Raw genomic sequence first — 13,862 nt, forward strand, 5'->3', positions numbered from 1 at the left:
GGTTCAGATCCTCTTGGCCATGCGCGGATCCACCGCGTCGCGCAGTCCGTCGCCCAGCATGTTGATCGCCAGGATCGTGATCGACAGGAACACCGCCGGGAAGGCGATCAGGTGCGGCTTGATCTGCCACAGCGCGCGCCCTTCGGCCATGATGTTGCCCCACGACGGCACCGACGGCGGCACGCCCGCGCCGATGAACGACAGGCTGGCCTCGGCCAGGATCGCCACGCCGCAGATATAGGTGGCCTGCACCATCAGGGCGGCCAGCGTGTTCGGGAAAATGTGCCGCAGCACGATGCGCACGCGGCTGGCCCCCGCGGCCACCGCCGCCTCCACGTAGGGCTGCTCGCGCAGCGACAGCACCAGCCCGCGCACCAGCCGCACCACGCGGGGCACCTCCGCGATGGTGATGGCGATGATCACGTTCTGCAGGGAAGCGCGGGTCAGCGCGATCAGCGCGATGGCCAGCAGGATGGTCGGGATGGACATGAAGCCGTCCATGATCCGCATCACCACCGCGTCCACCCAGCGCACGAAGCCGGCCGCCAGGCCGATCAGCACGCCGATGACCGTGGACAGCGCCGCCACCGTGAAGCCCACGATCAGCGAAACGCGCGCGCCGTAGATCACCCGCGAGTACACGTCGCGCCCCAGCAGGTCCGTGCCGAACCAGAATTGCGCGTTCGGCGAGCGGGTGCGGTGGATGGGAGACAGCGCCGTCGGATCCACCGTGCCCAGCCAGGGCGCGCACAGCGCCACCAGGAACAGCAGGAGCAGCAGCGCGCCGCCCACGGCAGTGGTGGGATGCCGCTTGAGAAAGCCGGTATAGGTATTCATCAGTACTTGATCCTCGGGTCAAAGGCGCGGTAAAGCAGATCGACCAGAAGGTTGACCAGCACGTACATGAAGCTGAACAGCAGGATCACGCCCTGGATGACGGGGTAGTCGCGCCGCAGGATGGCGTCGACCACGAGGCGTCCCAGGCCGGGGATGGAGAACACGGTTTCGGTCACGACCGTGCCGCTGATCAGCAGGGCCACGCCGCTGCCGATCACCGTGATGATGGGCACCGCCGCGTTCTTCAGCGCATGGCGGAACAGCAGGCCGCGGTTGCCGACGCCCTTGGCGCGCGCGGTGCGCACGTAATCCTGGCTGAGCGTTTCCAGCAGCGTCGCCCGGGTGATGCGAGTGATCAGCGCCACGTAGACGCTGCCCAGCGCCAGGGCCGGCAGCACCAGGGTGTGCACGGACGCCCAGAACCCGGCGGATAGCGGCGCGTAGCCCTGCACCGGGAACCAGCGCAGCTGCAGGCCGAAGATCCAGGCCAGCAGATAGCCCACCGCGAAGGAAGGCACGGAGAAGCTGAATACGGCCAGGACCATGATGCCGCGGTCCTGCAGGCGGTTGTGCTTCCAGGCCGCCAGCGCACCGATCGGAATGGCCACGACCACCGACACGATCAGCGTCATCACCATCAGCGAGAAAGTCGGCACCAGGCGCTGGCCGATCATGTGGCTGACCGGCAGCCCGGTGAACAGCGACGTGCCCAGGTCCCCGTGCAGCACGCTCCAGCCCCATTCGCCGAAGCGGTGCAGGAACGGCTGGTCCAGGCCCAGCGTGGCGCGGATGCGCGCGATGTCCTGCGGCGTGGCGTCTTCGCCGGCCAGCAGCGCCGCCGGATCGCCCGGCGCCAGGTCCAGCAGGCCGAATACGAACAGCGCGACGAACAGCATGACGGGCAACGTCATGAGCAGCCGTCGCAATGTGTACGAGAGCATTGATTCCCCTTGTCTAGTAGTGCCGCGGCCCGGTGCGGTGCCTGGCCGTGTTCCCGGACGTCGCGCGGCGGCAGCGCGCAGCGCGACTTGCGGCGGATTCTAGATAGCGGGGAGGATTCGAACCATATCAATATTCTTAAAAAAGTATTGCCTTTTTTAGAATCGTCTTGGAAAGCGTTGCCACGGCTGGATCCCCGCCAGGCCTGCGCGGACCGCCGCTAGGGAATTCCCCTAGGCCGAAAGAGAGCCGGACCGGCGCCTCAGGACGACTCCGCGCCTTGCCGCGCGCGGTCCAGGACCGCCGCGCGGAATTCCTGCATCAGCGGCGACCAGGTCGCGCCATGGCGCGTGACCAGCGCCATGCAGCGCCGCAGCGGCCGGCCCAGCGACACCGGCAGTTCCGCGATGTCGCCGTTCAAGGCGCTCTGCGGCATGAGGGCCAGCAGGTCCGACGCCGCCAGCAAGGCCAGCGCGCCCCCGGAAAAGTGCTGGACCTCCAGCGCCGCCGGCGGCATCGCCAGGCCGGCCTCGGCATAGCCGGCCTCCATCGCCTGGCGCGCGACGGACCCGGGCATGGGCAGGATCCAGCGCTGGCCGTCGAGATCGCGCAGCGCCAGCTTGCGCCGCGATGCCAGCGGATGCTTGCGGCTGGCGGCCACGCACAGGCCGTCCTCCCGTATCGGTTCGTGGTGCAGCGTGCCCGGCACGTCGGCATAGATCGGCGTCACGGCCAGGTCGAGCTTGCCGCCCGCGACCTGCTCGTTGAGATCGTCCGACTGCCCCTGCGTGAGCTGCACCCGCAGCGCGGGCCGGCGCGGCAGCAACAGCCGCAGGGCAGGCATTACCACGCTGTCCACGGTAGCGCCGGTGGCGCCGATCCGCAGCAGGCCCGCCTCCCCCACCCGCAGCTCCATGGCGTTGCGCACCGCGTCCCGATACTCGGCCCACAACCGCTGCGCGTGCTCGCGGAACGCCAGCCCGGCCGACGTCAGGCGCAGGCCGCGCCCGCCCCTGTCCAGCAGCGCCAGGCCCGTGTCCGCCTCCAGCCTTTGCAGGGACTTGGACACCGCCGGCTGGCTGACGCCGCAGGCGGAAGCGGCCCGATCCAGGTTGCCGTGTTCCACCACGGCCAGGAAATACTCAATGTCCCGCAGCGACAGATTCATAATCAGTAGTTATGCATTAGCTCATCTTAAGGAATATTACGCCGAGCCGGCGATCCTAGAATTTCCGGCATGACCCTGAAGCAACACAAGAGGCGCAGCGCATGGAAAAGAAGCCCAACATCGTATTGATCGTGGCCGACAACCTGGGATGGGGGGAATTGGGCTGTTATGGCGGCGGCGCCTTGCGCGGCGCCCCCACGCCCCACATCGACCGCCTCGCCACCGAAGGCCTGCTGCTGCAGAACTTCAATGTGGAAAGCGATTGCGTGCCGACGCGCTCGGCGCTGATGAGCGGCCGCCATCCCATCCGCACCGGTTGCCTGCAATCGGTGCCGCCGGGCCTGCCCCAAGGGCTGGCGCGCGACGAGATCACCCTGGCGCAGCAGCTGTCGGCGCAGGGGTACGCCACGGCGCACTATGGCAAATGGCACCTGGGCGATATCCCCGGGCGCTACCCATCCGACCGCGGCTTCGACGAGTGGTACGGCATTCCGCGCACCACCGACGAAAGCCAGTTCACCTCGTCGATCGGCTTCGATCCGGCCGTGGCGGACCTCCCGCACATCATGCAGGGCCAGGCGGGCGAGCCGTCGGAGAACGTCAAGGTCTACGACCTGGACTCCCGCCGCGGGATCGACGCCGAACTGGTGGACCGATCCGTGGGCTTCATGCGCAAGCATGCCGAGGCGGGCCGCCCCTTCTTCCTCTATCTGCCCCTGGTGCACCTGCATTTCCCCACCCTGCCGCACCCCGACTTCGCGGGCCGCACCGGCGCCGGCGACTTCGCCGACTCCATGGTGGAAATGGACCACCGCGTGGGACAGGTGGCCAGCGCCGTGGACGAACTGGGCCTGCGCGAAGACACCGTCTTCATTTTCTGCAGCGATAACGGCCCGGAGTTCCGCAAGCCGTACCGCGGCACCGCCGGCCCCTGGACCGGCACCTACCACACGGCCATGGAAGGCAGCCTGCGCGTGCCTTTCATCATCCGCTGGCCCGGCAAGGTGAAGCCGGGGCAGGTGTCCAACGAGATCGTCCACGTGACGGACCTGTACACCACGCTATCGCGGATCGGCGGCGCGCCCATTCCGCAGGACCGGCCCATCGACGGCGTGGACCAGACCGACTTCTTCACCGGCGCCAGCGCGGCCTCGCCGCGCGAGGGCTTCCTGTTCTACATCAAGAACGACCTGCGCGCGGTCAAGTGGCGCGACTGGAAGCTGCACTTTTACTGGGAACCGGAAGTCAACGAAGGCAAGGGCAAGCTGGAATCGCCGTACCTGTTCAACCTGAAGCAGGATCCCAAGGAAGAGAGCGACATCCTGATCTTCAACACCTGGGTGCTCGGCCCTATCCTGAAAATGGTGCAGGCGTTCAACCAGTCGTGCATCGCGCATCCGAACACCCCGCCCGGCAAGCTGGATCCCAGCTGACGCCCAGGCGGCAGACCGACAAAAACAGCAGGGGAAAAACATGAAATTCGCTATCCATTGCGGCGCGCTGCTGCTCGGCGCCGCGGTCTCTTCCGCCGCCGTCGCGGCGGACGTCAAGCTGGACTGGCCCGGCAAGCAGATCACCTGGGTCGTCGGCTTCGTGCCGGGCGGCACCGCGGACGTGCTGACCCGCATCGCCGCCCAGGAGCTGGCCCGGCAGAGCGGGCTGAACGTCGTCGTGGAAAACCGCCCGGGCGCGGCGGGCGCCATCGCCCTGCAGCTGGTGGCGCGCAGCAAGGCCGCCGACGGCTACCTGCTGACCGTGCCCGGACCGCTGATCTATCCCACGCCCCAGCCGCAGATCGGCCGCGAGCTGTCGCCTGTCATCCTGATGGCCCAGGGGCCGATGGTCATCGTCGGCCCGGCCAAGGACGCGCGGGCATCGCTGCAGGACGTGCTGGAAGACGCCCGGCGCCGGCCCGAGGCCTGGAGCTACGGCAGTTCGGGCAACGGCACCTCGCAGAACCTGGCCGGCGAACTGCTCAACCAGTATGCCGGCACCCGCATCGTGCACGTGCCCTACAAGGGCGGCGGCCAGGCGGTGGCCGACGTGGCCGGCGGCCAGATTCCGCTGGCCATCCTCGGGTCGGCCCCGGTCATGCCGCAGATCAAGGCGGGCACGCTCAAGGCCTACGCGGTCACCACGCCCTACCGGCTGGACAGCCTGCCCGGCGTGCCCACCGTGGAGGAGTCCGGATTCAAGGGCTATGCGGCCACGCAGTGGTTCTCCGTGGCCGCCGGCAAGGCCATCCCCGAGGCGCAGCTGGAACAGGTCAACGCGGCGCTGCAGGCCGCCATTCGCGCGCCGGAATTCAAGGCCGCCGTCGACAACGCAGGCATGATCGCGGGCGGCGGCTCGCGGGCGGACCTGCAGGCCTTCATCCAGGCGGACGACGCCAAGTGGAAGAAGCTGCTGGACAGCGGCGCGGTCAAGCTGGAGAACTGAGCAGGCCCTAGCTCATGTACACGCCGCCGTTGATCGCGTAGTTCGCGCCCGTGACGAAGGCGGCCTCGTCGGAGGCCAGCCAGGCGCACAGGCCCGCCAGGTCCTGGGCGGTGCCCAGCCGGCCCACGGGCACGCTTTCGACGATGCGGTCCAGCAGCGCCGGCGGAAACGCCTTCACGGTGTCGTCGGCGATGAAGCCCGGCGACACCAGGTTGACGGTCACGCCGCGCGCCGCCACCTCCTGAGCCAGCGAGCGCGTGAAGCCGATGACCGCGCCCTTGGCCGTGGCGTAGTTGATCTGGCCGATCTGGCCCTTCTCGGCCGCGACGGAACCGATGTTCACGATGCGGCCCCAGCCCCGGTCGGCCATGCTGTCGACGACCTGCTTGGTGCTGTTGAACAGCGTGTCCAGATTGCTGCGCAGCACCGCCGACCAGTCCGCGTGGGTCATCTGGCGAAAGCGCATGTCCAGCATCGAGCCGGCATTGTTGACCAGCACGTCGATCTCGCCGACCTCGCGCCGCACCTTGTCGAAAGCCGCCTCGGTCGAGGCCCAGTCGGTGGCGTCGCCTTCGGACGCGATGAAGTCGTAGCCCAGCGACTTCTGTTCCTCCAGCCAATGACGCTTGCGCGAGGAACGCGGCCCGCAGCCCGCCACGACGCGATGCCCCGCGCGGTGCAGCGCCTGGCAGATCGCGGTGCCGGTATGGCCCATACCGCTGGTGACATAAGCAATGCGCAAAGCCATGATGCGTCCTTAGGAAGATTGACCGACGAGAGGGAACAGGCCGAACGCCAGCGCGGCGGCCAACATCACCAGGCAGACCATCGTCGCCCACTTCAGCGAGTAGCGCTGGTGGTCGCCGAAGTCCACGCCGGCCAGACCCACCAGGAGATAGGTGGACGGCACCAGCGGGCTCAGCAAGTGCACCGGCTGGCCCACCAGCGACGCGCGCGCCATCTCGACCGCCGAAATCCCGTAGCCCTGGGCCGCTTCGCTCAGGATGGGCAGCACGCCGAAGTAGAAGGCGTCGTTGGACATGAAGAAAGTGAACGGCAGGCTGACCAGCGCGGTAATGCCGGCCAGATACGGCCCCATCGCGTCGGGAATCACCGCCAGCAGGCTGCGCGACATGGCCTCGACCATGCCCGTGCCCGACAGGATGCCGGTGAAGATCCCGGCCGCGAAAATCAGCGATACCACCGACAGCACATTGCCCGCGTGCTGCGCGACGCGACGGCGCTGCTCGGCCAGGTCGGGATAGTTGATGACCAGCGCGATCGCGAAGGCAATCATGAACAGCACCGGCAAGGGCAGCACGCCCAGCACCAGGCTCACCATCAGCGCCAGCGTCAGGCCCGCGTTCACCCACAGCAGCTTGGGGCGGCGCAGATCGTGGTCGACCTCGATCTCGGGCAGCGTCTTGGGGCCGTCCTCGTCGTAGCCCGCGTGCAGCGACGCGCCCCCGGGCAGGGACAGCACGCCCAGCCGGCGGCGCTCGCGCAGGCCCAGGAAGAACGCCAGGACCAGGATGGCCACGATCGCCACGCCCATCACCGGCACCAGCGGCACGAAGATGTCGCCCGCGTCCACGTGCAGGGCGCTGGCGGCGCGCGCCGTCGGCCCGCCCCAGGGCGTGAGGTTCATCACGCCGCTGGCCAGCATCGCCAGACAGGTCATGGACAAGGCATTCATCTTCAGGCGGCGGTACAGCGGCAGCATCGACGCCACCACGATCATGTAGGTGGTCGAGCCGTCGCCATCCAGCGAAATCACCAGCGCCAGCACGGTCGTGCCCACCACGATCTTCAACGGGTCGCCCTTCACCGCGCGCAGGATGCGGCCGACGATGGGGTCGAACAGGCCGGCGTCGATCATGACGCCGAAGTACAGGATGGCGAACATCAGCATCACGCCCGTCGGTGCGATCTTGCGGATTCCGTCCAGCATCATCTTGTCGATCCCCGCCCCGAACCCGCCCAGCAAGGCGAAGATAATGGGGACAAGGATGAGCGCCACCAGGGGCGACAGGCGCTTGGTCATGATCAGCGTCATGAACGTGATCACCATGCCGAAGCCAAGCAGGGTCAATAGCATGAGGGTTATCTCCGACTCGTCGTTGTTATGCGATGCCTCCGGCGGGGGAAGCCGGCCCGCAAGACTAGGAACAAAACCTGTCTACAACCTGTCGTTTTTCCCAACAGCAAGCGAGCGTAGCGAGCGCGGCGTGGGGGCCCCTTCCGCCGCCGGGCCGCCCCAAGGCGGAAGCGTCCCCTCGGGGGGCAGCAAGCGAGCGCAGCGAGCGCGGCGTGGGGGCCCTCCACACCCATGCGACAATTCCCTCATGCGCATATTGGTGATCGAAGACGACGAGGACCTGGCCGACGCCATCGTGCGCCGGCTGCGCCGGCTCGGCCATGCCGTGGACCGCCAGGGCGACGGCATGAGCGCCGACGGGGTCCTGCAATACGAGTCCTTCGATCTCGTCATCCTGGACATCGGCCTGCCCCGAATGTCGGGCTTCGAGATCCTGCACCGCCTGCGCGACCGGGGCAGCAAGACGCCAGTGCTCGCCCTGACCGCCCGCATCGACATCGAAGACCGCGTCCACGCCCTGGATACCGGCGCCGACGACTATCTCGCCAAGCCGTTCGACTTCCGCGAACTGGAAGCCCGCTGCCGCGCCCTGCTGCGCCGGCCGATCGCCCAGGCCGCGGGCGTGCTCCGCTTCGGCGACCTGGTCATCGACAGCGCCGCGCGCCAGGTTACGCTGGCGGGCCAGCGCATCGAGCTTCCCAAGCGCGAATACAGCCTGCTGGAAATTCTGCTGGCCGGCATGAACCGCGCGGTCAGCAAGACGGAAATCGCCAACAAGCTGTTCGCCTTCGACGACGACGCCGCCCCCAACGCCATCGAGGTCTACATCGCGCGGCTGCGCCGCAAACTGGAAGGCTCGCCCCTGCGCATCGAAACGCAGCGCGGCACCGGCTATCTGCTCACGGCCGCCGAGGACGCGGCCGACGGCTCCGAATCGCCTTAGCCGTGCAGCACGGCCGCATTTCCGTCCGCCGCCGGCTGCTGGCCACCCTGCTGGCGCTGTTCGCCGCCGCCCTGGCGGCGCTCTACCTGCTGGTGCGCGGCTATGCCCACCAGACCGCCGACACCACCTACGACCAATTGCTGCGGGCCTCGGTCCTGTCCATCGCGGACAGCCTGCAGCTGGTGCAGGGCGAATGGCGCATGGACATGCCCTACGCCTCGCTCGCGCTGCTGGAACAGGCCCCCCGCGACCGCGTCTTCTACCGCGTCGTCGCCACGGGCGGCGAGCTGGTTTCGGGCTATGCGGACCTGCCTTCGCCGCCGGCGCGCGGCGACGCCGGCCCGGCGGATACGCCGCGCCTCTACGACGCCCGCTACCAGGACGAACCCGTGCGCGTCGCCTGGATGGAGCGCAAGATCGCCGGCCCGCGCGACGCCGAAACCGCCGTCATCCAGGTGGCCCAGACCCGCGAGGCCCGCAACGCGCTGGCGGCCGGCATCCTCTGGCAAGGCACGCTCGCCCTGATCGGCTTCGCCGCCGCGGCGCTGGCGCTGGCCTACTGGGGCCTGCAGCGCTCGCTCTCGCCCATCCAGCGCATCGAACGCGAGCTGGCCGCCCGCAACGCTTCGGACCTGCACCCCATCGCCGCGCCCGTGCCGGAAGAACTGGATACGCTGGTGCATGCGCTGGACGGCTTCATGGCCCGCCTGTCGGAGAACCTGGACACGCTGCGGCTCTTCATCGCCGAGGCCGCGCACCAACTGCGCACGCCGCTGGCCGCCCTGCACGCGCAAATGGAAGTGGCGCTGGACGAGGAAGACCCGGCCGAGCAACGCCGCAGCCTGCTGGCGGTACTGCGCAACGCCGAGAAACTCTCGCGCCTGGTCAACCAGCTGCTCAGCGACGCCAGCGTCATCCACCGCAGCAACGTCCGGCAGTTCCAGCCCGTCGACCTGGCGGAACTGCTAAGCCAGGCGCTCTACGACACCGTGCCGCAGGCCGATCCCCAGCCCGACGTGCGCCTCAGCCTGCCCGCCGCCGCGAATCCGCCGCGCATCATGGGCGACAGCCTGATGCTGCGCGAGGCCTTCAAGAATCTCATCGACAACGCGCTGCGCCACGGCGCCACCGAAGACGGCCACATCGACGTCCGGCTGGAAGCCGATGGCGCGGACTGGCGCGTCATCGTGTCCGACCAGGGCCCCGGCATTGCCCCCGCCCTGGCCAACACCGCGTTCGAGCGCTTTGCCCGCGGCCCCAATCCGCGTTCGCCCGGCGCGGGCCTCGGACTGTCCATCATCAAGCGCGTCGTCGATATCCATCAGGGCAGGCTGGTCCTGAGCAACCGCGTGGGCGGCGGCCTGGAGGCCGCGATCACGCTGCCGGGGATGCCGCAGGATGCGTAAGACTCTCGCGGCCCTGCGCCGCCTCGCCGCCGCGGCCGCCCTGCTGCTGCCCATCGCGCTCCAGGCCGCCGAGACCAGCGGCGGTGGACTCACGCTGGGGCCGGCGGACGGCAACAACGTGCTGGTCGTGCACGCCTCCAACAGCGTGCAGGTATTCCGCGGCGTGCTGGAGGACTTCAGCAGGCTGAATCCCGCCATCCGCCTGGAATACACCGAGCTGTCGACGCAGGACCTGTATGCGCAGACCGTGGCGCGCGCGTGGCAATCGCCCGCCGCCAGGATCGGCCCGGACATCGTCATCAGCAGCGCCATGGACCTGCAGACCAAGCTGGTCAACGACGGCTACGCGCAGGCCCACGTCTCGCCCGAGACCCGCGCCCTGCCCGGCTGGGCGAACTGGCGCGACGAGGTCTTCAGTATCGGCACCGACCCCATCGTCATGGTCTACAACACCGACAGGCTCGACGCCGCGCGGGCGCCCCGCACCCGGCGCGAACTGCTGTCCCTGCTGCAGGCGCCCGACCAGCCGCTGGCCGGGGGCATCTCCACCTACGACGTGGAAGGCAGCGGCATCGGCTACCTGGCCGCCACCCAGGACACCCGCCTGGACAGCATGGCGGGCGCGCTGCTGGCGGCCCTGGGCCGCAATGGCGTCACGGTCCACGAATCGACCGAACACGCGCTGGACCGCCTCGAACGCGGCGAGATCACGCTGGCCTACAACCTGCTGGAATCCTATACGCGGCATCGCATCGACCGGGGCGCCCCGCTGGCCATCGTGTACCCCCAGGACTACACGCTGATGCTGTCGCGTTCCGCCATCATCCCGAAGCAGGCGCCGCGCGCGGACCTGGGCCGGCTGTTCCTCGACTACCTGCTATCGCCCCGGGGACAGGAAATGGTGGCCCAGCAGTCGGGCATGCGGCCGGTGAGCGCCTCCGTCATCGCCGCCGCCGGCGTGCGGCCGATGGGGCTGGGGGTGGGCCTGCTGGTGTACCTGGATCCCCTGAAGAAAAAGCACTTCCTCGACCTGTGGAAGGCGGCCATCCAGCCGGCGGCCGCCGGCCCGGGCGCGCCTCCCGCCGCGGGCGGCCCCGGCCCTGGCGGCCCGATTGATTGAAACGCTCCGGTACGGGCGCACCAGATCGATGATTTTCTTCCGGAACGCGGATTTGCGAGGATAATTTCCGTTGGGATCCCCGGCGGCCGACAGCCATTCGCGATCGACCGCCCTGCCCCGCCCGCGCGTGCGCACCATCGCCGCGCGCCGCTCCCCCCGACGAGGCCGGAGCCGTCCATAACAATCTGTGATGCCCGGCGGCGATAGCTGCCTGAACCAGAGCCGGAGGCACCAAATGGCCGAACACCCGATTGCGGTCCGGCGGGCCGTGGAAGCCGTCAGCCATCTTGTCGATCCCGCCCCCCCGTGGCTGGACATCCTGCGCACCGCGCGGGACATGGTGGGCGCCGATAGCGGCACGCTCATCGTCTTCGATGCCCGGCACAACCTCCTGAACCTCGCCTCCATCGGCTTCTCCGAGGCCTGCGCGGCGGACTACCAGAACCACTACTACCGCTGCGACATCCTCGAACGCGACTCCCGGCTGTCGCCCAGCGGGACCTGGCTCGACACCGCCCGGATGTACCCGCGCGGCCAGCTCCAGCGCTCCGAGTTCTACACCGACTTCATGGTCAAGCACCGCATGGCGCAGATCCTGTCCCTGGTGGTCGAATCGAACGCCGTGGTGCACGCGGCCATCGGCTTCCAGCGCTCGACCGAGGACGGCGGCGCCAGCGACCGCCTCCAGACGGGCGCTTTCGGCCAATACTTCCGCACGCTGCGCAGCCAGCTGGCGCAGCGCGAAAAAGCGCTCGCGATCGGATGGCGCTCCATCGAAAGCGCGTTCACCGACGTGGGCGAAGCCGTCCTGCTGATCAGCAAGGACGCCATGGTCGACAAGATGTCCACGCTGGCCATGCGCTACCTGGACGACGGGCATGGATGGCACGTGCGCGCCGGCAGGCTGCGCCACGCCAACGGCAAGATACAGGCGCTGTTCGACACCCATTGCCAGGCCGTGGCGCGCGACGGAAAAGCGCGTTCCCTGGCGGCCGCCTCCGGCTGGGGGGAATTGTTCTGGATCGACATCAGCGCGGCGCCCGAAGCGCTCAACCTGATCGGCGGCGCGATGCTGCTCGTGCGCATGCGGCGCAAGAGCGCGTTCGCGCCGCCCGACATCGACCGGCTGGAATCCGTGTTCGCCATCACGCACGCCGAAGCGGCCGTGCTGGCCGGGCTGGCCACCGGCCACAGCGTGGAGGAAGTCGCCACGCTGCGCAACGCCTCGGTGCTGACGGTGCGCAAGCAGGTCGCCTCCCTGCTCAACAAGATGGAATGCAGCCGCCAATCCGAGCTGGTCAGATTGGCCTCTTTGCTGTAGCCGGCCCCGGCTTCGCCCCGGCGGGCGCCATCCGCCCGCGGCGGCATACTCCATTTTGGGTATGCGGCGCCCCCCGTACACGACCTACGATGGCTCCGAAGGCATGAAGCCAGGGAGGACATGCCGGTCGCGCAGCTGTCCTTGCCCAAGACTGCCTTGCCGTGAGCCCAAGGACACCGGGTCCCAATGCTGCGTTCTCTCTTGCCATCGAGGAGCACTTCATGAAGACCGCCCTATTTCTCCGCGCCGCCGTTCCGGTCGCCCTGGCGACTGCCGCGTTGCTCTCGGGCCCGGCAGGCGCGCAAACGGCCTCCACCTCGTCCGACACCAGCGCAACGGTCACCCGCGAAGACGTGATGCGCGACCTGGCCGCATGGAAGCAGGCCGGCTTGGAAAACAACTGGAACAGCGAAAACACGCCGGACATCAACAGCCCGGAGTACGTCGCCAGCTACAAGAAGTACGTGGATACGGTCAAGCCCGCCTCGGCGCCGCCGGTCCGGACCCAGTGAGCCGGCCCAGCGCCGGACACCCCGCGACGATCCGCGGCACGCGGGAACGGGCGCAGGCCCGTTCCCGCGCCGCGCGGCGCGTCAGATCCGCCTGCCGTCCCGCGAGGATGTCCCCGCGCGCTCGCTGCCCGGCGATCGGCCGTACTGCGCGCGGTAGGCCCGATTGAACGTCGAGACTTCCTCGAAGCCCCAGCTGGCGGCGATGTCCGCGATGGACCGGCCGGACTGCGTTTCGATCGCCAGCCGGCATTGTTCCAGCCGGCACTGGCGCACGTGGGCGCTGAAACTCAGGCCGTGTTCGGCCATGACCTTGAACAGATAGCTGCGCGAAATGCCGAGTTCTTCGCTGGCCGAGGCCGGCGTCAGGGCCCGGTCGGCGAGGCGGCGCTGCACCAGCGCCAGGATGCGCTCCAGCACTTCGTATCTCACCCGTTCGGCGATCTGCGCGCCCGCGTCTTCCAGCTGGGTGCGCGACAGCAACTCGCCGCAATGCTTGATCATCAGCGCCTGCACCTGCTGCAGCTCGTTCGCCGGCAATTCGCTGACCAGGCGCATGTAGCTCGCCAGCACGCGCCCCGCGCCCGAGCTGCCGTCCACCACGGGCAGGGCCAGGCGTCCGCTGCGGCCCAGTTGCGGGCGCAGCAGGCCTTCGGGGATCTCGATGCAGAACATGCGGAAATCCGTGCGGAAATCCACTTCCCAGGGCGATGCGCAATCGACGACGTAGACATCGCCCGCCCGCGCGCGCTGGGTGCTGCCGCCTTGCGACACCACGGCCTCGCCTGCACACAGCAGGTTGGCGAAAAAAGGAGAATGCGCGCGGGCCGCCAGCCCGGTCGGCGATAGGCGGACCACATGCGACTGCGCCGTGATGGTGGATCCGTGCAGGTCGGGCAGCAGCAGTCCGTCGATCTGGCCGCGGAAGCTGGGGGCCGCGCTGCGTTCCGGTTCGAGCGGCACGTAGGCGTCGCAGATCGCGTCGCGCCAGTATGCGAACTGGTCCTGCGGCGCGATGACATCGGTGGTGTGGCGATAGGCCTGGGCGCTCATCCTGGATACCGGGGATCGTGTCGATGGGG

Annotated in this window: 13 protein-coding genes; 7 read left to right on the forward strand and 6 right to left on the reverse strand. The window is 68.6% G+C overall.

Annotated features, from left to right (window positions below; translation table 11 throughout):
* Nucleotides 1–3: 3 nt before the first annotated feature.
* From ADE01S_RS00990 to ADE01S_RS01000, 3 genes are all read right to left on the reverse strand, one after another.
* Nucleotides 4–837, reverse strand: a complete 834-nt coding sequence (locus ADE01S_RS00990) for an ABC transporter permease (protein WP_062679589.1) — start codon at nucleotides 835–837, stop codon at nucleotides 4–6.
* Nucleotides 837–1,778, reverse strand: coding sequence for an ABC transporter permease (locus tag ADE01S_RS00995; protein WP_062679590.1), 942 nt, complete (start codon nucleotides 1,776–1,778; stop codon nucleotides 837–839). Before ADE01S_RS00995 ends, ADE01S_RS00990 begins: the two co-directional genes overlap by 1 nt.
* A 260-nt stretch (nucleotides 1,779–2,038) precedes the next feature.
* The gene (locus ADE01S_RS01000) at nucleotides 2,039–2,944 is read right to left on the reverse strand and encodes a LysR family transcriptional regulator (RefSeq protein ID WP_062679591.1); all 906 of its coding nucleotides are present in this window, start codon (nucleotides 2,942–2,944) and stop codon (nucleotides 2,039–2,041) included.
* Nucleotides 2,945–3,045: 101 nt separating this feature from the next.
* Here ADE01S_RS01000 and ADE01S_RS01005 point away from each other — a divergent pair, with 101 nt between their 5' ends.
* Nucleotides 3,046–4,377, forward strand: a complete 1,332-nt coding sequence (locus tag ADE01S_RS01005) for an arylsulfatase (RefSeq protein ID WP_062679592.1) — start codon at nucleotides 3,046–3,048, stop codon at nucleotides 4,375–4,377.
* Between the two features lie 40 nt (nucleotides 4,378–4,417).
* Nucleotides 4,418–5,383 carry a tripartite tricarboxylate transporter substrate binding protein gene (locus tag ADE01S_RS01010; protein WP_062679593.1) on the forward strand — a complete coding sequence of 322 codons (966 nt, stop codon included), beginning with the start codon at nucleotides 4,418–4,420 and terminating at the stop codon, nucleotides 5,381–5,383.
* Between the two features lie 7 nt (nucleotides 5,384–5,390).
* On the opposite strand, the gene phbB is transcribed toward ADE01S_RS01010, so the two are convergent.
* Both phbB and ADE01S_RS01020 read right to left on the reverse strand, forming a co-directional pair.
* A complete protein-coding gene (gene phbB, locus ADE01S_RS01015; protein WP_062679594.1) occupies nucleotides 5,391–6,131 on the reverse strand; it encodes an acetoacetyl-CoA reductase in 741 nt (246 codons plus the stop codon).
* 9 nt (nucleotides 6,132–6,140) lie between these two features.
* Nucleotides 6,141–7,481, reverse strand: a complete 1,341-nt coding sequence (locus ADE01S_RS01020) for a CitMHS family transporter (RefSeq protein ID WP_062679595.1) — start codon at nucleotides 7,479–7,481, stop codon at nucleotides 6,141–6,143.
* Nucleotides 7,482–7,728: 247 nt separating this feature from the next.
* Between ADE01S_RS01020 and ADE01S_RS01025 the strand changes: the two genes are divergently transcribed.
* The 5 genes from ADE01S_RS01025 to ADE01S_RS01045 all read left to right on the forward strand — a co-directional run bounded on the left by ADE01S_RS01025 (nucleotide 7,729) and on the right by ADE01S_RS01045 (nucleotide 12,783).
* On the forward strand, nucleotides 7,729–8,424 hold the full coding sequence (locus ADE01S_RS01025) for a response regulator transcription factor (protein ID WP_062679596.1): 696 nt from the start codon (nucleotides 7,729–7,731) through the stop codon (nucleotides 8,422–8,424).
* Between the two features lie 2 nt (nucleotides 8,425–8,426).
* On the forward strand, nucleotides 8,427–9,830 hold the full coding sequence (locus ADE01S_RS01030) for a sensor histidine kinase (protein ID WP_062679597.1): 1,404 nt from the start codon (nucleotides 8,427–8,429) through the stop codon (nucleotides 9,828–9,830).
* On the forward strand, nucleotides 9,823–10,950 hold the full coding sequence (locus tag ADE01S_RS01035; protein WP_062679598.1) for an ABC transporter substrate-binding protein: 1,128 nt from the start codon (nucleotides 9,823–9,825) through the stop codon (nucleotides 10,948–10,950). Before ADE01S_RS01030 ends, ADE01S_RS01035 begins: the two co-directional genes overlap by 8 nt.
* 235 nt (nucleotides 10,951–11,185) lie before the next feature.
* On the forward strand, nucleotides 11,186–12,271 hold the full coding sequence (locus ADE01S_RS01040) for a helix-turn-helix transcriptional regulator (RefSeq protein WP_062679599.1): 1,086 nt from the start codon (nucleotides 11,186–11,188) through the stop codon (nucleotides 12,269–12,271).
* A 221-nt stretch (nucleotides 12,272–12,492) separates the two neighbouring features.
* The gene (locus ADE01S_RS01045) at nucleotides 12,493–12,783 is read left to right on the forward strand and encodes a DUF4148 domain-containing protein (protein WP_062679600.1); all 291 of its coding nucleotides are present in this window, start codon (nucleotides 12,493–12,495) and stop codon (nucleotides 12,781–12,783) included.
* Nucleotides 12,784–12,864: 81 nt separating this feature from the next.
* On the opposite strand, the gene ADE01S_RS01050 is transcribed toward ADE01S_RS01045, so the two are convergent.
* Complete coding sequence (locus ADE01S_RS01050; protein WP_062679601.1) at nucleotides 12,865–13,833, reverse strand: AraC-like ligand-binding domain-containing protein; 969 nt, start codon at nucleotides 13,831–13,833, stop codon at nucleotides 12,865–12,867.
* Nucleotides 13,834–13,862 lie beyond the last annotated feature (29 nt).

Source organism: Achromobacter denitrificans NBRC 15125 (genome assembly GCF_001571365.1).
GTDB lineage: Bacteria > Pseudomonadota > Gammaproteobacteria > Burkholderiales > Burkholderiaceae_B > Achromobacter > Achromobacter denitrificans.

Coding starts and splice junctions, on each gene's coding strand:
- ADE01S_RS00990 (WP_062679589.1), bottom strand. CDS start 837: ATGAATACCTATACCGGCTTTCTCAAGCGGCATCCCACCACTGCCGTG.
- ADE01S_RS00995 (WP_062679590.1), bottom strand. CDS start 1,778: ATGCTCTCGTACACATTGCGACGGCTGCTCATGACGTTGCCCGTCATG.
- ADE01S_RS01000 (WP_062679591.1), bottom strand. CDS start 2,944: ATGAATCTGTCGCTGCGGGACATTGAGTATTTCCTGGCCGTGGTGGAA.
- ADE01S_RS01005 (WP_062679592.1), top strand. CDS start 3,046: ATGGAAAAGAAGCCCAACATCGTATTGATCGTGGCCGACAACCTGGGA.
- ADE01S_RS01010 (WP_062679593.1), top strand. CDS start 4,418: ATGAAATTCGCTATCCATTGCGGCGCGCTGCTGCTCGGCGCCGCGGTC.
- phbB (WP_062679594.1), bottom strand. CDS start 6,131: ATGGCTTTGCGCATTGCTTATGTCACCAGCGGTATGGGCCATACCGGC.
- ADE01S_RS01020 (WP_062679595.1), bottom strand. CDS start 7,481: ATGCTATTGACCCTGCTTGGCTTCGGCATGGTGATCACGTTCATGACG.
- ADE01S_RS01025 (WP_062679596.1), top strand. CDS start 7,729: ATGCGCATATTGGTGATCGAAGACGACGAGGACCTGGCCGACGCCATC.
- ADE01S_RS01035 (WP_062679598.1), top strand. CDS start 9,823: ATGCGTAAGACTCTCGCGGCCCTGCGCCGCCTCGCCGCCGCGGCCGCC.
- ADE01S_RS01040 (WP_062679599.1), top strand. CDS start 11,186: ATGGCCGAACACCCGATTGCGGTCCGGCGGGCCGTGGAAGCCGTCAGC.
- ADE01S_RS01045 (WP_062679600.1), top strand. CDS start 12,493: ATGAAGACCGCCCTATTTCTCCGCGCCGCCGTTCCGGTCGCCCTGGCG.
- ADE01S_RS01050 (WP_062679601.1), bottom strand. CDS start 13,833: ATGAGCGCCCAGGCCTATCGCCACACCACCGATGTCATCGCGCCGCAG.